At 65.1% G+C, this 17,524-nt stretch carries 14 protein-coding genes; 2 read left to right on the top strand and 12 right to left on the bottom strand.

What is annotated here, in order from left to right; genetic code table 11:
• Positions 1-333: 333 nt before the first annotated feature.
• The 4 genes from ACQR0W_RS00005 to ACQR0W_RS00020 form a co-directional block, all read right to left on the bottom strand.
• Positions 334-2,295 carry an alpha amylase C-terminal domain-containing protein gene (locus tag ACQR0W_RS00005; RefSeq protein WP_316172061.1) on the bottom strand — a complete coding sequence of 654 codons (1,962 nt, stop codon included), beginning with the start codon at positions 2,293-2,295 and terminating at the stop codon, positions 334-336.
• 20 nt (positions 2,296-2,315) lie between these two features.
• Entirely contained in the window at positions 2,316-2,687 is a 372-nt protein-coding gene (locus tag ACQR0W_RS00010) for a tRNA-binding protein (RefSeq protein ID WP_316164528.1), read from the bottom strand.
• 505 nt (positions 2,688-3,192) lie between these two features.
• Positions 3,193-4,104, bottom strand: coding sequence for an AraC family transcriptional regulator (locus tag ACQR0W_RS00015; protein ID WP_316185877.1), 912 nt, complete (start codon positions 4,102-4,104; stop codon positions 3,193-3,195).
• Between the two features lie 522 nt (positions 4,105-4,626).
• Entirely contained in the window at positions 4,627-5,601 is a 975-nt protein-coding gene (locus ACQR0W_RS00020) for an AraC family transcriptional regulator (RefSeq protein WP_316164526.1), read from the bottom strand.
• A 680-nt stretch (positions 5,602-6,281) separates the two neighbouring features.
• Between ACQR0W_RS00020 and ACQR0W_RS00025 the strand changes: the two genes are divergently transcribed.
• The gene (locus tag ACQR0W_RS00025) at positions 6,282-6,656 is read left to right on the top strand and encodes a hypothetical protein (RefSeq protein WP_316172064.1); all 375 of its coding nucleotides are present in this window, start codon (positions 6,282-6,284) and stop codon (positions 6,654-6,656) included.
• A 631-nt stretch (positions 6,657-7,287) separates the two neighbouring features.
• Here ACQR0W_RS00025 and ACQR0W_RS00030 read toward each other — a convergent pair.
• The 8 genes from ACQR0W_RS00030 to ACQR0W_RS00065 form a co-directional block, all read right to left on the bottom strand.
• The gene (locus tag ACQR0W_RS00030; RefSeq protein WP_316172066.1) at positions 7,288-8,262 is read right to left on the bottom strand and encodes an ABC transporter ATP-binding protein; all 975 of its coding nucleotides are present in this window, start codon (positions 8,260-8,262) and stop codon (positions 7,288-7,290) included.
• Positions 8,259-9,248, bottom strand: coding sequence for an ABC transporter ATP-binding protein (locus tag ACQR0W_RS00035; protein WP_315714968.1), 990 nt, complete (start codon positions 9,246-9,248; stop codon positions 8,259-8,261). The genes ACQR0W_RS00030 and ACQR0W_RS00035 overlap by 4 nt, the downstream gene beginning before the upstream one ends.
• 34 nt (positions 9,249-9,282) lie before the next feature.
• Complete coding sequence (locus ACQR0W_RS00040) at positions 9,283-10,134, bottom strand: ABC transporter permease (protein WP_410051823.1); 852 nt, start codon at positions 10,132-10,134, stop codon at positions 9,283-9,285.
• 59 nt (positions 10,135-10,193) lie between these two features.
• Positions 10,194-11,135 (bottom strand): ABC transporter permease, encoded by a 942-nt coding sequence (locus tag ACQR0W_RS00045; protein WP_315714604.1) that lies wholly within the window; start codon positions 11,133-11,135, stop codon positions 10,194-10,196.
• 15 nt (positions 11,136-11,150) lie between these two features.
• Entirely contained in the window at positions 11,151-12,752 is a 1,602-nt protein-coding gene (locus ACQR0W_RS00050; RefSeq protein ID WP_315827317.1) for an ABC transporter substrate-binding protein, read from the bottom strand.
• Positions 12,753-12,980: 228 nt separating this feature from the next.
• A complete protein-coding gene (locus ACQR0W_RS00055; protein ID WP_316186809.1) occupies positions 12,981-13,940 on the bottom strand; it encodes an N-carbamoyl-D-amino-acid hydrolase in 960 nt (319 codons plus the stop codon).
• Positions 13,941-14,015: 75 nt separating this feature from the next.
• Positions 14,016-15,545: an aldehyde dehydrogenase family protein gene (locus ACQR0W_RS00060; RefSeq protein ID WP_316186810.1), complete on the bottom strand. Its 1,530-nt coding sequence runs from the start codon at positions 15,543-15,545 to the stop codon at positions 14,016-14,018.
• A 10-nt stretch (positions 15,546-15,555) separates the two neighbouring features.
• Positions 15,556-16,437, bottom strand: a complete 882-nt coding sequence (locus tag ACQR0W_RS00065; protein ID WP_315827465.1) for an NAD(P)-dependent oxidoreductase — start codon at positions 16,435-16,437, stop codon at positions 15,556-15,558.
• 107 nt (positions 16,438-16,544) lie between these two features.
• Here ACQR0W_RS00065 and ACQR0W_RS00070 point away from each other — a divergent pair, with 107 nt between their 5' ends.
• Entirely contained in the window at positions 16,545-17,501 is a 957-nt protein-coding gene (locus tag ACQR0W_RS00070; protein WP_316186811.1) for a LysR family transcriptional regulator, read from the top strand.
• The last annotated feature ends 23 nt before the right edge of the window (positions 17,502-17,524 follow it).

Below are 17,524 nucleotides of genomic sequence, written 5' to 3' on the forward strand. Positions count from 1 at the left end.
CGAATCGAGCCGATTTTGAAGTGTCAACCATCTCCCCGAACACCCGTCAGCTATGTCCCCGGGCTGAACAGCAGCGATGCAATCCAGAGTCCCTCCGCAGAGAAAGTCTGGATTGCTTCGCCGCGCTCGCAATGACGGAGGAAAGACCAAGCGTTCATCTTCCACAGGTCGTCGCTGCGGGCGCGCTGCCGTAGGGTGGGCAAAGCGGCCGCCGAAGGCGGCGGCGTGCCCACCTTCCATCCGCGAACGCATCAGCAAAGATGGTGGGCACGGCGCCATGACGATCTCGATCGTGGACAGAGTGCGGATGCGCCTTGGCCCACCCTACGGCCGTCACGCCCGCGCAAACACCAGTACGCCATTCGCGGGGATCGTCACCATCGCCGAGCACGGCTGGCCGTGCAGCGCCGGGCCGCCTGCGCTGACCGCGCCATTGTTGCCGACAACACCCGGATTGACCCAGTTGTCATAGACGTCGCTGTTGAATACCTCCTTCCACTGCCCCGCTGCCGGAAAGCCGATCGCGTAGTCGCGCCATGGCGTCTCGCTGAGGCTGACGATCACCATCACGTCGTCGCCCTGGCCGTCCCAGCGGTGGAAGGCGAGCACGCGGTTGCCGTCATGGACGTGGACGATGGCGCATCCCTCCGCGGTCAGCGCCGGATGGGTGCGGCGGATCGCGATCAGCTCGCGCGTGAAGCGCATCGCATCAGCGGTGATCTTGTCCTCGCCGTCGAGCAGCCCCCAACTGATCGTCGTGTCGGGGTTCGGCGTGTCGCTCCATGGTTTGTCCTCGAACAGTTCCTGGCCCATGAACAGCATCGGGATGCCCGGCGCGGTCAGCAACAGGCCCGTGGCGACGCGGCTGCGGCTGCGCGCATACCAGCAGCGGCTGTCGACGGGATCGGCGAGGCGCGGGATGCGCGGCTCGCGGCCGGCATAGACGATGTCGTGGTTCTCGATCGAGTTGACCGCGCGCCAGCGCTTGTCGAGGCTGAGATCGGCGATCGCCGCGGCGATCGGCTGCATCGGGACGACGGCGCCCGCGCCGCCGGCCGCGCTCGCGACGGCGCCGCGCACCGCGAGCCGCAATCCGTCGCTCCAGGTCGCATCGAAGCCGGCGCCGCCATGCGCGATGTCCCTCACCACCCACGGGTTCACCGGCCAGTATTCCGCGATCTGGATCGCATCCGGCTTCTCCGCGCGCAGCGCTTCGGTGAGCTGCTGGCAGGTCGCCCAGCCGCCGAAGCGGTCCATCACGCTGACCTCGTCGAAACGCAGGCCGTCGGCGTGATACTCGCGATAGAACATCACGGCGTTGTCGACGAGATACCGCCGCACGTCGGCGTTCCAGTAGGCGAACACCTGGCCGCCCGCCCAGCCCTGATCGGTGAAATACAGGCTGCGATTGGGATCGCCATAGGCCTGACGGTCGAAGAACCAGATGCTGCTCTCGTCAAAACCGCCGCCGGCGTGGTTGTAGACGACGTCGAACAGCACGGCGATGCCATGGACATGACAGACGTCGATCAGCGCGCGGAGCTGGTCGTCGCAGTGACGCACCACGCCGATATCGGCGTAAGGTGTCGCGCCGGCTGCGACGAGGATCTCGTTGGTGCGTTTGAAGTAGGCCGCGAGATGCGCGTCTTCTGCCTCCCCGTACTCGGTCTCCGGGCTGAACAGGTCGGTGCCGTTGTAACCCATGCTGAACATGGTCGGGAATTCCTGCACCGGCAGCAGCTCGATCGCGTTGACGCCGAGCTTCGCCAGATGCGGCACTCGCTCGATCACGTCGAAGAAGCAGCCGTCGGGATTGCCCGCCTTCATGTCGAAGGTGCCGACATGGAGCTGATAGATCACGAGCTCGTTGTTGGGCGGCGGCGTGTAGTCGGTGTCGTGCCAGGGAAAAGCGTGCGGATTGCGCAGCACCGAATGCGCCTGCGGAAACGGCGGATCGACCGTAAGCAGCCGTGCATGCGGATCGCGCTTGTAGCCGGAGCTGCCTTCACCCTCGACGAAGTACATATAGGCGTCGCCGTCCTTCAGAGACGGCACGAAGATCGCCCAATGGCCGTTGCCGATCGGCGCCAGCCGGCAGCTCGCGTCCTGCGCCCAGTCGTTGAACGGGCCGGAGACGTAGACCGCCTTGGCATGCGGCGCGAACACGCGGAAGGTGGCGCCGCCGGTCACCAGGGTGCCGCCCATGGGAGCCTGGAGAAGATGCATCTGCCTGAGCGAAATCCTGAGGCCTTCGGGGAACGGCGGCAGCGTAACAGGTTCGAGCAGCATATCCATGGCGGTCGGCTCTCCGCGCGTCAGAACAGCCGCGCGCCGTTCGGCACGCGCTTGTCGGGCTGGAACAGCACGACGTTGCCCTGTTCATCGGGAAAGCCGAGCGTCAGCACCTCGGACATGAACTTGCCGATCTGGCGCGGCGGGAAGTTGACGACGCCGGCCACCTGGCGGCCGACCAGGGTGGCCGGATCGTAGAGCGTGGCGATCTGGGCGCTGGAGCGCCTGGTGCCGATGCCGGGCCCGAAATCGATGGTCAGCTTCAGCGACGGTTTGCGCGCCTCCGGATAGGGCTCGGCCGCGACGATGGTGCCGACGCGGATGTCGACGGCCAGGAACTGGTCGAAGCTGATCCCTGCTGCCGCCGGCGCTGTGGGATCATGGGCAAGATGCATGGCGGCCTCATCGAACGCGCGACCGCGCGGGAGGGCTTGCGGCGCCGACGCGGTCTGGGCCGGAATCTTTAATCGCCATAAGGTCTCCTGACAATGCACCCGCCCGGCGACGGCACGGCATATGGACGATTGGCTGTATTGGTGTGGCAGGCCGGTCGCAGGCTGCGAAGCCTTCAATCGCAGGCTGGGCAAGCGGGGGGTTGCCGCTGCCCCGCATCGCCGAGCGGGAGGTGCGTGAATCGCCATGGCATGTCGCTAGCGGCGAATGGTCGCGTGCACGCCTTGACCCGCCCTGCAGCATGTCCGCCGCCGAGCGCATGACTATGACACGTCGCCCGTAAAGTCGCAGTTCGGTCGCTTTGCCTCCAGACGCAGCACGGTGGCCCAGCCTGGCTGCGAATACTGGACATCATCAGCAAGCTTCGCCGGGCACAACCTGCCCACCGCGCGTTGCTGGCCCCGGCGCTCTTTGGAATGGTCCTGGCCGGCGCCTCTGTCAGGCGAGCTAGGCGGCTCGCCGCGAGCGCGACAGAGTGTCGGATGGAAGCTCACCGAACATCTCGCGATAGTCTCTTGCGAAGTGTCCGAGATTTCCGAAGCCGCAATTGAAGGCGACTGCAGAGACGGAGGTGCGCTGATCTGCCCCCGAGAGCATCTGTTTTGCCTGTCGCAATCGCACCGTTTTTGCAAACGTCGTCGGAGAGTATCCGCGGCTTTTTTTAAACGCCGCATACAGCGCGCGGATGCTGACGCCTGTCTGCGATGCCAGCTCCTCGATCGTGATGGCGCGCCCACAAGAGGCCTCGATATACTCTTCGGTCAGCCGAACGATCCGCGGCGCGACGTCCTTTTCGTCTCTCTCCAACAGCTCGCTGAAATTGTGGCGGTGAGCCGACAGGAAGGAAACGATGAGAGCCTGCTCCAGTTCGGCCAGCACCGCGCGTGGCAGCTCTGTAGCCGTCGCATCCAGCTGATGAGCGAGGAACATCGTCAGATCGCGCAAAACCAGAGCGTTCGGCTGCACCGCAGCCGCCATGGGATCGAACCTGAGGACGCCAGCCGGCTTTGCGCCCAGGAGCGTCGTCAACGACCTTTCCAGCGCCCCCGTACTTATTCGAAGAATGAGCTGCGCATAACCTGGCTCGAACACAATCCTGATCGGTTCACCCGGCGGAATTATACAGGCCTGCCGCTCAGTTATCGCGATCGCCGTGCGATTTAGAACGGTCAAAGCTCTGCCTTTGAGGCCAATTTGCAGGCGCGCGAAGTCGCCCTCCGGGAACTTGACGACCGACGTTCCCCCGTCATATGAACAAAAGCCAAGGCCGATATTCGCAAGCCGAAGGTAGTTGCCCACCCCCAGGAAGCCATCTGGCTTGGTGACTGTGAAGCCAGTTGCCCCGTAGACGGTACGCAACGCGTGCTCCATCGCCTCCGGATCGTCTGTACGAATGACGGGAGCCCGGCTCAGCAGGCTTACGGATTGATCTAGGTTCATCGGAAGATGGTACCTCGGTTTGACCGAACTGATACTCCGGGAAAACACCGGTCAGCGGCGAGGTGTCGCAGTTCCATCTTCTTCATCGATGCGCTTCAATTTCCTTCCAGATTACTACTTGGCCTCATCTCATGAGGTCTGCGCTGGACGACGCGGCAACCCTCCCGCCTACCCCCGAGAGAATATCCGCCATGAAGTTGAAGCTCGCTACGCGTATATCCAGCAGCGACGTCAGGTGAACGTGACCCGAACAAGTTGAAAAGCGCGGCGCTTTCTACGAGACGAGAATATTCGAAAGACCTGACCCGCTTCTTGGCGCCTCGCCGCAGTCGGACGGCGTCATCATGATTGGCTCTCAGCTTGAGTTGGCGACCCGCGCTTTGCTTCGCCGCTGCCCCAGCGCTATTGGGACTGGCCTGACCGACGCTTCTGTAAGGCGAGCTAGGCGGCTCGTCGCGAGCGCAACAGAGTTTCGGATGGAAGCTCACCGAACATCTCGCGATAGTCTCTTGCGAAGTGTCCGAGATTTCCGAAGCCGCAATTGTAGGCGACTGCAGAGACGGAGGTGCGCTGATCTGCCCCCGAGAGCATCTGCTTTGCCCGTCGCAATCGCACCGTTTTCGCAAACGCCATCGGCGAGTATCCGCGGCTCTTCTTGAACGCAGTATAGAGCGCGCGGATGCTGACGCCTGTCTGCGAAGCCAGCGCCTCGATCGTGATGGCGCGGTCCCAAGAGGCCTCGATATACTCCTCGGCCAGCCGGACGATCCGCGGCACGACATCCTTTTCGGCTCTCTCCAACAGCTCGCTGAAATTGTGGCGGTGAGCCGACAGGAAGGAAACGATGAGAGCCTGCTCCAGTTCGGCCAGCACCGCGCGCGGCAGCTCTGTCGCCGTCGCATCCAGCTGATGAGCGAGGAACATCGCCAGATCGCGCAAGACCAGAGCGTTCGGCTGCACCGCAGCCGCTATGGGATCAAACTTGAGGACACCGGCTGGCTTTGCACCGAGCAGCGTCGTCAATGTCTGCTCCAACGCCCTCGCGCTTATTCGAAGAATGAGCTGCTCATAACCTGGCTCGAACACAATCCTGTTGGGTTCGCCAGGCGCAACTATGCAGGACTGCCGCTCGGTTATCGCGATCGCCGTGCGATTCAGAACGGTCAAAGCGCTGCCTTTGAGGCCAATTTGCAGGCGCGCGTAGTCGCTTTCCGGGAACTTGACGACCGCCCTCGCCCCGCCATAGGCACAAAAGCCAAGGCCGATATTCGCAAGCTGAAGGTAGTTGCCCACCCCCTGGAAGCCATCTGCCTTGGTGACTGCGAAGCCAGTTGCCCCGTAGACCGTACGCAACGCGTGCTCCATCGCCTCCGGATCGTCCGTACGAATGACGGGAGCCCGGCTCAATAGGCTCACGGATCGGTCCAAGTTCATCGGTCTGTCCTCGCTCACGGCTCGCTTGAATACTGAAGAGTACGTCCTCCGGACTGATCCAAGTCAACTCCGAGAAACTCCCGTCACGCGGGAGGCGGCCAGGCGCCGCAGCTCGATCATGTTCCCGACTTCTCACATGTTAACTTGAGCAGGTAACTGGCTAGTGTTGCGGCTAATTCTGAGCAACGTTTGCAGAGTTTGGACTTGAGAATAACTTCAAAATCGCCGCGCGACGCGCTTCAATCTCGTTGAGATGAGCAGGCAGCAGGTTCTGTAGAGTGCGACCGTAAGAGAGGAGATGAACGTGGCGGCACGGGAACCGGCATCCCGGCGAAGTGGAACTCATGAGTTCCGTGCTGGACGAGGCGGTGATCCCCTGCCCAAGGCCGGGCAAAACTCCACCACGAAATCAAGACTCGCTAAGCGCATCCTCGCAGCGACAGACAGGGTTGAACGTGACCGAGCGAGCCGAGACCCGCGGCATTTTGGGGAGACGATAATGTTCGGAACACCAACACACCTAACCGGCGACGCTCGGCGCTTGAGATTCTCGATCTTGCGAAGCAGGTCACCGAAGCGATGAACTTATGCCCTTGTCACAACGCGAACCTGGCAACGTCCACACGCCTGTCGATATGAGGCGAGATGAAGTGAGTCCAATCATGCTGATCAAGACGGTCACGTTGCATTCTCTTAGTTATCTTGTAGGCATTACCAGTTCAGTGGCGGTGCACCAGGTCATCCCCTCGCCGGGCACAGCGAGCGTCTTCCAGTCTGGCACGGCTGCAATAGGTCATCAGCAGGTCGCCAATCGCTCGACCAAGAGCGATAAGTTGCCAATCAGGCAGGCAAAGCGTCAACTCAACGTGCCAAGTTTCAATTTCGGAACCAACTGTAAACCGCCGATTGATGTCCGTGGGCGCTGCTTTGCAGACGCCGGAGGGACCCGCAAGGTCGCGCTGTCCGCTCGCGGCCCCCTTCGCGGCATACCGATTGTTTTGAACCAAATTGGTCCTGATGCGACAGATCTCGTGTAGTGGTGGTGCAGGCAAAATGACCGATATTCGAGGCGGCGACCTGTCCAATCATTCGGTATTGAAATCGCTAAGCAGAATCCGCACAGCAAAGCTACACCTCGATCGGCCGACGTCGTACCAATCGACAGAGGCCGCCCTGCTGTCGCAGATCGCGCTTTGCGACGTTCTATTGGACGAAATTCAATCGGTCGCCCGCAGCCTGAAGCGGGCGAGGCCGTGCCCCGGTGAGCCGACGCCTGGTCGCAACCGGGCGCGGCTGCGGTACCATTCCTCAAGACATGATCTGCAGCGACGACGCGCGGCGCAGCGATGCCGTATGCCGTCGAAGTTTCGTTCGGTCGCCACCTAGCCCGGACGAGCGCAGCAACATCCGGGTTCGCCGACACGGCACGCAAGACCGCTGGCGCCGACACGCGTCCCGCGCGCCGGCTGTCGCTCATGCGGGCTACGCGCTGCGCCCATATCCGCGCGAGAAACGCACCATCTCTCCTCCCTCATTGCGAGCTGCGCTCGCAATGAGGATTGGCGCGGCAGTCTCGTGCGTCAAGCTGTCATTCGCACCGGGCGCAGTGGGCAGGTCGCTTCGCGGCTTTCGCCGCGTAGCGCCTTTGCCCACCCTACGCTACTACAACTACGCATTCTCCAGATGGCACGCCACCCACTGGTCCTCGCCCTTCAGACGCAGCTCGGGCGCCTCCATTCGGCAGCGGTCGAATGCGAGAGGGCAGCGGGTGTTGAAGCGGCAGCCCTTGGGCGGGTTGACGGGGCTGGGAACGTCGCCCTTGAGAATGATCGGGGTGCGCTCGGCGCCGGGTTCGGGAATTGGGACGGCTGAGAGAAGCGCCCTGGTGTAGGGATGGCCGGGAGACGCAAAGATCTGCCGTCTGGGGGCGAGCTCGACGATGCGGCCGAGATACATCACGGCGACGCGGTGCGTCATGTGCTCGACGATGGCGAGGTCGTGGCTGATGAACAGCAGCGCGAGGCCGAATTCGCGCTGCAGGTCCTGCAGGAGGTTGACGATCTGCGCCTTGACGGAGACGTCGAGCGCGGAGACCGCCTCGTCGCAGACGATCAGGTCGGGCTTGGCGGCGAGCGCCCGCGCAATGCCGATGCGCTGGCGCTGGCCGCCGGAGAATTCGTGCGGGCGGCGGTTCACGGCGTCGCGCGGCAGCCGGACGATCTCCATCAGCTCGGCAATGCGCGCATCGCGCTCGGCCGCAGTCTTGGCGAGGCCGAAATTGTTGATCGGCTCAGCCAGGATGTCGCGGATCCGCATGCGCGGGTTGAGGCTGGAGAACGGGTCCTGGAACACGACCTGCACGCGGCGGCGCATGTCGCGCAGGCTGCCCGGGCCGAGATCGTCGATCCGCGTGCCGTCGAGCACGATCTGGCCGGCCGTGATGTCGAACAGGCGCAGGATGGCGCGGCCGACGGTGGACTTGCCGCAGCCGGATTCGCCGACCAGCGACAACGTCTCGCCGCGCGCGATCTCGAACGACACGCCGTCGACGGCGTGCACCCGGCTCTTGGCTCGCCCAAACAGGCCGCTGCGGATCGGGAAATGCTTCTTGAGGTCGTTGACCTGGAGCAGCGGCATGGTCATGCGGCGGCCTGCTCCTTGGCAGCGAAATGGCAGGCGGCGATGTGATGCTTGGCCTTCTGCTCCAGCCCCGGCGCATATTGGCGGCAGACGTCGGTGGCAAGCGCGCAGCGGCCGGCGAACACGCAGCCCTCGATGCGCTGCTTGAGGTCCGGCACCTGGCCAGGAATTTCCGCGAGACGCCTGGTCTCGCCCGACAGCGACGAGCCGAGCTTGGGCAGCGCGCCGAGCAGGCCCTGCGTATAGGGATGGCGCGGCGAGCGGAACAGCTCCCTGACCGGCGCTTCCTCGACCTTGCGGCCGGCATACATCACCATCACGCGCTCGGCGACCTCGGCCACGACGCCGAGATCGTGGGTAATCAGGATGATCGCGGCGCCGACGCGCTGCTTCAGCTCCAGCATCAGCTTGAGGATCTGCGCCTGGATGGTGACGTCGAGCGCGGTGGTCGGCTCGTCCGCGATCAGGAGCTTCGGGTTGCAGGCCAGCGCCATCGCGATCATCACGCGCTGGCGCATACCGCCGGAGAGCTGGTGCGGATATTCGCGCACGCGGCGTGCCGGCTCGGGGATGCCGACCAGCGTCAACATCTCCACCGCGCGCGCCTCGGCCTGCGCCTGATCGAGCCCCTGATGCAACCGCAGGGTCTCGCCGATCTGGCGGCCGACCGTCAGCACCGGGTTGAGGCTCGTCATCGGCTCCTGGAAGATCATCGAGATGTCGTTGCCGCGGAGCTGACGCATCTCGCGGTCGGAGAGCTTAAGAATGTCCCTGCCCTCGAGCTTGATCGAGCCCGCGATCTTGCCCGGCGGCTCCGGGATCAGCCGCATCATCGACATTGACGTCACCGACTTGCCGCAGCCGGATTCGCCGACGATGGCGAGCGTCTCGCCGGGGTTGACGTGGAAGGAGACGCCATCGACGGCACGGTTGATGCCGGTCGGTGTGCGGAAATGGACCTGGAGATTCTCGACCTCGAGCAGCGGCATCATTTGAGCTCCCGGCGATCTCTGACTGCGCTGCTCATGGGCTCTTCGCCATGCGCGGGTCGAGCGCGTCGCGGAGGCCGTCGCCGACAAGGTTGACGGCGAGCACGGTCACCGAGAGGAACGCGGCGGGGAAGAACACGATGAAGGGCTTGACCTGCCACAGCGCGCGGCCTTCGGCCATGATGTTGCCCCAGGACGGGATGGTCGGCGGCGTGCCGGCGCCGATGAAGGACAGGATCGCCTCGGTGATCATCGCGCTGGCGCAGATGTAGGTCGCCTGCACCAGCATCGGCGCCATGGTGTTGGGCAGGATGTGGCGCAGGATCACCATCGGCGTGCGCGTGCCCGAGGCGACCGCGCCATCGACATAGGGCTGCTCTCGCAAGCTCAGGACGACACCGCGCACCAGCCGCGCGACGCGCGGGATCTCGGCAATGGTGATGGCGAGGATGACGTTGCCGACGCTGCCGCGCGTCAGCGCCATCAGCGCCACCGCGAGCAGGATCGGCGGTATCGACATCAGCCCGTCCATGCAGCGCATCAGGACGCCATCGGCCCAGCGCAGGAAGCCGGCGACGAGACCAATGGTAAGGCCGATCAGGGAGGCGCCGAGCGCCACCGCGAGGCCGACCGTCAGCGAGACGCGGGTGCCATAGAGCACGCGGGAATAGATGTCGCGGCCGAGCGCATCGGTGCCGAACCAGAAATCCGCCGACGGCAGCCGCGTGCGCTTGGCCGGCGCGATCGCGGTGGGATCGACGGTGAAGAGGAATGGCGCGAACACGCCGATGATGACGAGCAGCAGCAGGAGCGCGCCGCCGATCGCAACCGTCGGATGGTTGCGCAGGAAGCCGATGGCGCCGCGCCGGATCTTCGGCGCGACCATCAGGTCGGGCAGAACAGGCGCGAGGACGAGGCCTGGCGGCGGCGATATGGAGGTGGCGGTCAATAGCGGATCCTCGGGTCGACCAGGGTGTAGGTGACGTCGATCAGGAGATTGACGAGCACGTAGACGAAGCTGAACAAGAGCACGATGCCCTGGATGACCGGATAGTCACGGCGCAGGATGGCATCGATGGTGAGCCGGCCAAGGCCCGGAATGGCGAACACGCTCTCGGTGACGACGGCGCCGCCGATCAGGAGCGCGATGCCGATGCCGACGACGGTGACGATCGGCACCGCGGCATTCTTCAGCGCATGAATGAACAGGATGCCGCCCTGCCCCAGGCCCTTGGCGCGCGCGGTGCGGATGTAGTCCTGCTGCAGCACCTCGAGCATCGCGGCGCGGGTGATGCGCGCGATCAGCGCGATGTAGACGCAGCCGAGCGCGACCGCCGGCAGGATCAGGTTCTGCAGCCACGGCCAGAACCCTTGGGCCAGCGGCGTGTAGCCCTGCACCGGAAGCCAATCGAACTTCAGCGCGAAGACGTAGGCCAGGATGTAGCCGACCACGAACACCGGGACCGAGAAACCGAACACGGCGAAGGCCATGATGATCCGATCGATCCAGGTGCCCGCCTTCCAGGCCGCGATGACACCGAGCGGCACGGCGATGATGATCGTGAGGACCAGGGTGACCATCATCAGCGACAGCGTCGGCTCGATACGCTGGGCAATCAATGCCGACACCGGCAGGTTGGTGAAGATCGAGGTGCCCAGATCGAAGTGCAGCAGGCGCCAAACCCAGCTGCCGAACTGGACCAGGAATGGCTGGTCCAGTCCGAGATTGGCTCTGATACGCTCGACGTCGGCCGGGCTCGCCTGGTCGCCTGCGATCACAACGGCCGGATCACCCGGCGCGATGTAGAGCAGGCTGAAGACGAACAGCGCGACGATCGCCATCACCGGCAGCGTCGACAGGACTCGGCGGAGCGCATAGGTGAGCATGGGAGGTCTTTCGCCCTATGCGGTCTTCGACACGCCCCAGAACAAGGGGATCGGCCCCTTGGTCACGCCCGAGACGTTCTTGCGCCAAGCGGTATAGCCGAGGAAGAACCCGGTGGGTGCGAACACCACGTCGTCGATGGCCGCCTTGTTGATGCGGCCGGCGACCGCCTTCTCCTCGTCGAGCGACTTGGCGTTGAACCAGTTGGTGATCTCCTTCTCCACCGGCTCGCTGGTCGGCCAGCCGAACCAAGCCTTGTCACCATTGGCCCGCAGCGCGGTGTAGGCGGCCGGGTTGATGCAGTCGGCACCTGCGTGCCAGGTGTGGAACATGTGCCAGCCGCCTTGCGAAGGCGGCGTCTTCTGCGCGCGGCGGGCGCCGACGGTGCCCCAATCGGTGGCGACGAAGTCGACGGTCATGCCGAGCTTCTTGAGGAGATCGGCGGTAACGTCGCCGAATGCCTTGGTGATCGGCTGGTCCTGCGCGACGACGCAGGTGATCGGCTCACCCTTATAGCCGGCCTCCTCAAGCAGCTTCTTGGCCGCCGCGAAATCGCGTTTGCCTTTGAGGATGTCGCCGCCCGCCTCGGTATAGAGCGGCGTGTCCGGCGTGAAGAAGCCGGGCAGCGGCTTCCACAGCGCGTTGTCGTCGCCGACCAGCGCGCGCATATAATCTTCCTGGCTCATCGCCATGAGGATCGCCTGGCGCGCCTTCACGTTGTTGAACGGCGCATGCAGGTGGTTCATCCGGAACGAGCCGACATTGCCGAGGGGATCGCCGATGTCGACGCCGATGTTCTTGTTGCCCTTCAGCACCGGCACGAGATCGGTGATCGGGTTCTCCCACCAGTCGACCTCACCGTTCTGCAGCGCGGCAGCCGCGGTCGCAGGATCCGGCATGATCACCCATTCGACGCGATCGACCAGCACCTGCTTGCCGCCGGCGAGCCACACCGGCTTCTCCTGGCGCGGCACGTAGTCGGTGAACTTCTCGAACACGGCCTTGGCGCCCGGCACCCACTCGCCCTTGACGAATTTGAACGGGCCAGAGCCGACATATTCCGACATCTGCTTGAACGGGTCGGTCTGCGCAATGCGCTCGGGCATGATGAAGGCGCAGGGCGCATTGCCCTTGCCGAGCGCGAACAGCATCTTCGGATAGGGCTGCTTCAACACCCATTTGAAGGTCTTGTCGTCGACGGCCGTCAGTTCGTTCTGCAGCGCCTTCAGCATCAGGCCCATCGGATCGCGCGCCGACCAGCGCGTGAGGCTGGCGACGACGTCCTTGGCGAGCACCGGCTCGCCGTCATGGAATTTCAGTCCCGGGCGCAGCTTGAAGGTCCAGGTCAGGCCGTCGTCGGACACCTGCTCGGATTCCACCATCTGGCGCTGCGGCACGAACTGGTCGTCGATGCCGTACAGCGTGTCCCACACCATCGCGGCCGCGTTGCGCACGACATATTGCGTGCCCCAGATCGGATCGAAATTGGCGAGATTGGCCTGTGGCACAAAACGCAAGGTGCGTGCGGCAGCGCCTTGTGCGATCGCCGGCGCCGCAATCCCCGTCAGCGCCAGACCACCCGCGCCCGCCAATCCCTTCAATACCGTCCTGCGATCCATGTTCTCTCCTGATGCAACACGCCAAGTTCAATTGCCGAATTTGTAAGCAAGGCCCATGCCATGCACGTGGAGTGCATTCATTTGAACGCAAATGAGGCACGGGGCGCAAGCATTTGCGTAGCCCGGGCGCGCGCAGCGACTCCGGGTTCTCCGGCACAGTTCATGCGAACCCGCATGTCGCTTTCGCTCATGCGGGCTACGGAAAGTGCCGTGCAGCAACATCGTGCGTCACGCCTGCTTTGTGACGGGCGAGCCGTCGGCCATCAGCGTCTCGCCCTTGCGCTCGACGATCATGCCGTAAGCCTGCGGCTGGCGATGGACGTCGAAGTTGAAGACCGTCTGCTTGTAGGATCTGCACAAATCGAGGTCACAGCGCGCCAGCGCGATCTCATCGCCCTTGGTGGCACAGGCCGCGACGATCTCGCCGGAGGGTGCGATGATGCAGCTGCCGGCGATGTGGTCGATGCCCTCCTCGATACCCCCCTTGGCGACGCCGATGACCCAGGTGCCGTTCTGATAGGCACCGGACTGCATCACGAGGCGGTTGTGGAACAGCGAGAGATCGTCATGCTCCGGCGCGGGCGGATTGTGCACCGGCGTGTTGTAGCCGATCAGCACCATCTCGACGCCCTGCAGCCCCATCACGCGATAGGTCTCCGGCCAGCGGCGGTCGTTGCAGATCGCCATGCCGATGACGCCACCGAAGGCGCTCGCGACGCCGAAGCGCTTGCCGGGCTCGAAATAGCGCTTTTCCAGGTGCTGGAACTTGCGCCACGGCTCGTGCTCGGCATGTCCCGGCAGATGCACCTTGCGGTATTTCGAGACGATCGCGCCGGTCTTGTCGACGAGAATGGCGGTATTGTAGCGGTGCACGATGCCGCCCTCGAGCGCCAGCTCGGCATAGCCCAGGCAGAAGCCGATGCGCAGCTCCTTCGCGAGCGCGAACAGGGCCTGCGTTTCCGGCCCCGGCATCTCGCGCTCGAAATAGAGGTCGATCTCGGCCTGATCGGCCATGTACCAGCGCGGGAAGAACGTCGTCAGCGCGAGCTCGGGATAAACGATCAGGTCGCAGCCATTGGCGTGCGCCTGCCGCATCAACGCCATCAGTCGCGCAACCACCGCGGTCCGTGTTTCGCTCTTGGCAATCGGGCCGAGCTGACCAATGGCGACGTTGACGAAGCGCGGCATGTTTCCGTTCCTTATTTCGGAACTAAGTGGTCGTTCCGTGGCGCGCAGCTCTTGCACCGATCATGCCATGCCCGCTCAGTCGCGCAAGCCCGGCGCGTAGCCGAACGCCACGGCCGGCTCGGCCGCGGTCTCGACCCACACGCTCTTCACCTGCGTGTATTCGTACAGCGCCTCGATGCCGGAGGAGCGGCCATGGCCGCTGTTGTTGTAGCCGCCGAACGGCGAGGCGACGTTGATGGTCTTGTAGGCGTTGATCCAGAACGTCCCGGCCTTGACCTGTGCTGCGACGCGATGCGCGCGCGCGACATCCCTGGTCCACACCGCGCCCGCGAGGCCGAACTCGCTGTCATTGGCGATCGCGATCGCCTCCGCCTCGGTGTCGAAGCGGATCGCGGCGACGACCGGACCAAACACCTCCTTGCGCGCGATACCCATGGCGTTGGTGACGTTCTTGAGCACGGTCGGCTTGACGAAATATCCGCCGTCCTGCGCCACGCCATTTGCGCCAGCGGCGATCTCCGCCCCCTCCGCCGCGCCTTCCCGGATCAACGACAGCACGTGATCATATTGCCTGGCGTTGTTGATCGGACCGATCTCGGTGTCCGCCGACAGCGGATCGCCGCATTTGATCTTCACTGCACCTTTTGCAACCAGATCGACGAAGCAGTCATAGACCGCGCTCTGCACCAGCAGCCTGGAGCCGGCGACGCAGCTCTGTCCGGCGCCGCCGAAGATCGCGGCCTGCGCGCCGACGGCGGCGCGTTCGAGATCGGCATCGGCGAACACGATGTTGGCGGACTTGCCGCCGAGCTCGAGCACCGACGGCAACAGCCTGCGCGCCGCAGCCTCGCCGATCAGCCGCCCGGTCGGTACCGAGCCGACGAACACCACCTTCCTGACCGCGGGCTGCGCCAGCGCCGCCTGCCCCGTGGTGTGGCCGAAACCGGCGAGCACGTTGACGACGCCCTTCGGCAGGCCCGCGCGTTCGGCGATGCCTGCCAGCGCCAGCGAGGTCAGCGGCGTCAGCTCCGAGGGCTTGAGCAGGACGGCGTTGCCCATGCTGATGGCCGGCGCGATCTGCCAGCCCGCGGTGAAGATCGGCGCATTCCACGGCGTGATCTGCAGCACCACGCCCATCGGCTCGCGACGCGTGTAGTTGAGATGGCTCGACGGCACCGGGATGACGTCGCCGTGGAATTTGTCGGCCCAGCCGGCATAGTACTCGAACATCTCCGCGACCTTGGCGACCTCGCCCCTGGTGTCGCGGATCGGCTTGCCGGCGGACAGCGCTTCCAGATGCGCCAGCGGCTCGGCCGCGGCGAGGATCGCCCGCGCCACCGCCTGCATCACGCGGCCGCGGCCCGCGGCGGTCAGCTTCGCCCATTCCGCCTGCCCCGCCACAGCAGCAGCAGCCGCCCTGGCCGCGACGTCGGCGCCGGCATCGGCATAGGTGAACAGCAATCTGCCGGTGGCGGGATCATTCACCGAGACCGTCGCGCCATCGCCGACGATCGGGTCACCGCCGACATGGGAGCCAACGGCCTCCAAGTCAGGCCAGAACGGCAACGTGGCGGCGCGCAGGCGGGAGTCGATGAAATGGGTCATGGCGGCGCGCTCACGGCTTCGGCATCGGACCGAGCTGCAGCTCGACGATGCGGTTGAAATCATCGGTGTCGGCGATGCTGGCGGCGCTGTCGGCCCAGATGCGCGCGGTGTCGGCGGCCATCGGCAGCGACAGTCCGAGCTCGCCGATGAACTGCGCCGCGAGCCTGACGTCCTTGCGCATCAGCTGCATGGTGAAGCCGGAGTCGAAGGCGCCGTTGAGAATCCAGTTGGGCACGTTGACGAGCGTGACGCCGGAGCGGCCGGAGCCGGCATTGAGCCCTTCGAGCAGCCGCACTGCGTCGACGCCCGCCGCATCGGCGATGCGCAGCGCCTCCGCGGCGGTCAGCAGATGCGCGGCGCAGAGCAGATTGTTGACGATCTTGGCGACGTTGCCGGCGCCGACGCCGCCGACATGGACGCGCTTGGCGCTCATGCGCTCCAGCACCGGCAGCACGCGCGCGAGATCATCGCCGTCGGCGCCGATCACCATCGTCATGGTGCCGGTCGCCGCGCCCTTCGGCCCGCCGCTGACCGGCGCATCGACGAAGCCCATGCCGCGCGCCTTGAGAAGGGCTGCGAGCCGGCGCGAGGTCTCGGGATGCGAGGTCGAGGTGTCGACGATGACGACGCCGGCCCTGGCCTGCGCGAGGATACCGCCGGCGCCTTCCACGACATCGGCGACGATGCCGGCGGTCGGCAGCGACAGGATCACGATGTCGGCGGCGGCGATCACGCCGCCGATGCCGTCGGCAATCGCGATGCCCTCGGCCGCGAGCGCCGCGCGCGTCGCGGCTAGCGTGTCGTAGCCGGTGACGGCGAAGCCCGCGCCCTTCAGCGTCAGCGCCATACCGCGCCCCATGTTGCCAAGTCCGATGATGCCGACCGCGGTCACGAGGCCTCCTGCCAGATTTGCCTCGCCAGCTTAGCCGCGCAATTCCGGAGCAGACATCAGCGCCGTCCGCCGCTAGTGTTGACCTCAGGTCAACACGTTCCGAAGCCATGTCCGCCCTGCTCGATCACCACCGCCTGCACTATCTGCACGAGGCGATCCGCCTCGGCTCGGTGCGCGCCGCCGCCGAAGCGCTCGACGTCAACGCGTCGGTGATCAGCCGGCAGATCGCGCTGCTGGAAAAGGAGCTCGGCCTCACTTTGCTCGAGCGCCTCAGCCGCGGCATCCGCGCCACCGAGGCCGGCGCGCTGCTGGTCGAGCGCTTCCGGCAATGGCAGGCCGATCAGGCCGACACCGTCGCCAAGCTGCGCGAATTGCAGGGGCTCAAACGCGGCCATGTCGACATCGTGCTCGGCGAGGGTTTCGTCAGCGACCTGATGTCCGGCCCGCTCGGCCAGTTCTGGCAACGCCATCCCAACCTCACCATGGCGTTCGATCTGGCCGGCACCAACGAGGTCGTCAATGCCGTCGCCGAGGATCGCCATCACATCGGCCTGGTGTTCAACCCATCAGCCGATCCGCGCATCCGGATCGCGACCGCGAGCCGGCAGCCGCTCTGCGCGATCATGCCGCCGGATCATGCGCTCGCGCGGCTCGGCCGTCCCTTGCGCTTGCGCGAGCTCGCCGATCACCCCCTCGGACTGATGCATCCGAGCTACGGCACGCGTCAGGTCGTGGCAATGGCGGAGGCCGCCGAGCGCATCGCCCTGTCGCCGAAGCTCACCACCAGCTCCATCAACGTGCTCCGCCACTTCGTCAGGAGCGGCCTCGGCCTGACGCTCCTGCCGGCCTTCGCGATCGCCGCCGATCTTGCCGACGGCTCCCTCGCCGCCGTGCCGGTGGACAACCGCCTGCTGGCCTCGAGCGAAGCCTGCGTCATCACCCGGCGCGGCCGCGAGCTGCCGCATGCCGCCAGCCATCTGCTGCGCTTTCTCAGCGGCCAGATGCGGGCGTTCCGGGTCGGCGGAGCCGCCGGCAAGACCAGGACGCGCGGCGCCGGACGTTGATCCGCACAGATCATCACGGATCG

This window comes from Bradyrhizobium sp. HKCCYLRH1034, assembly GCF_051168375.1.
Taxonomy (GTDB): domain Bacteria; phylum Pseudomonadota; class Alphaproteobacteria; order Rhizobiales; family Xanthobacteraceae; genus Bradyrhizobium.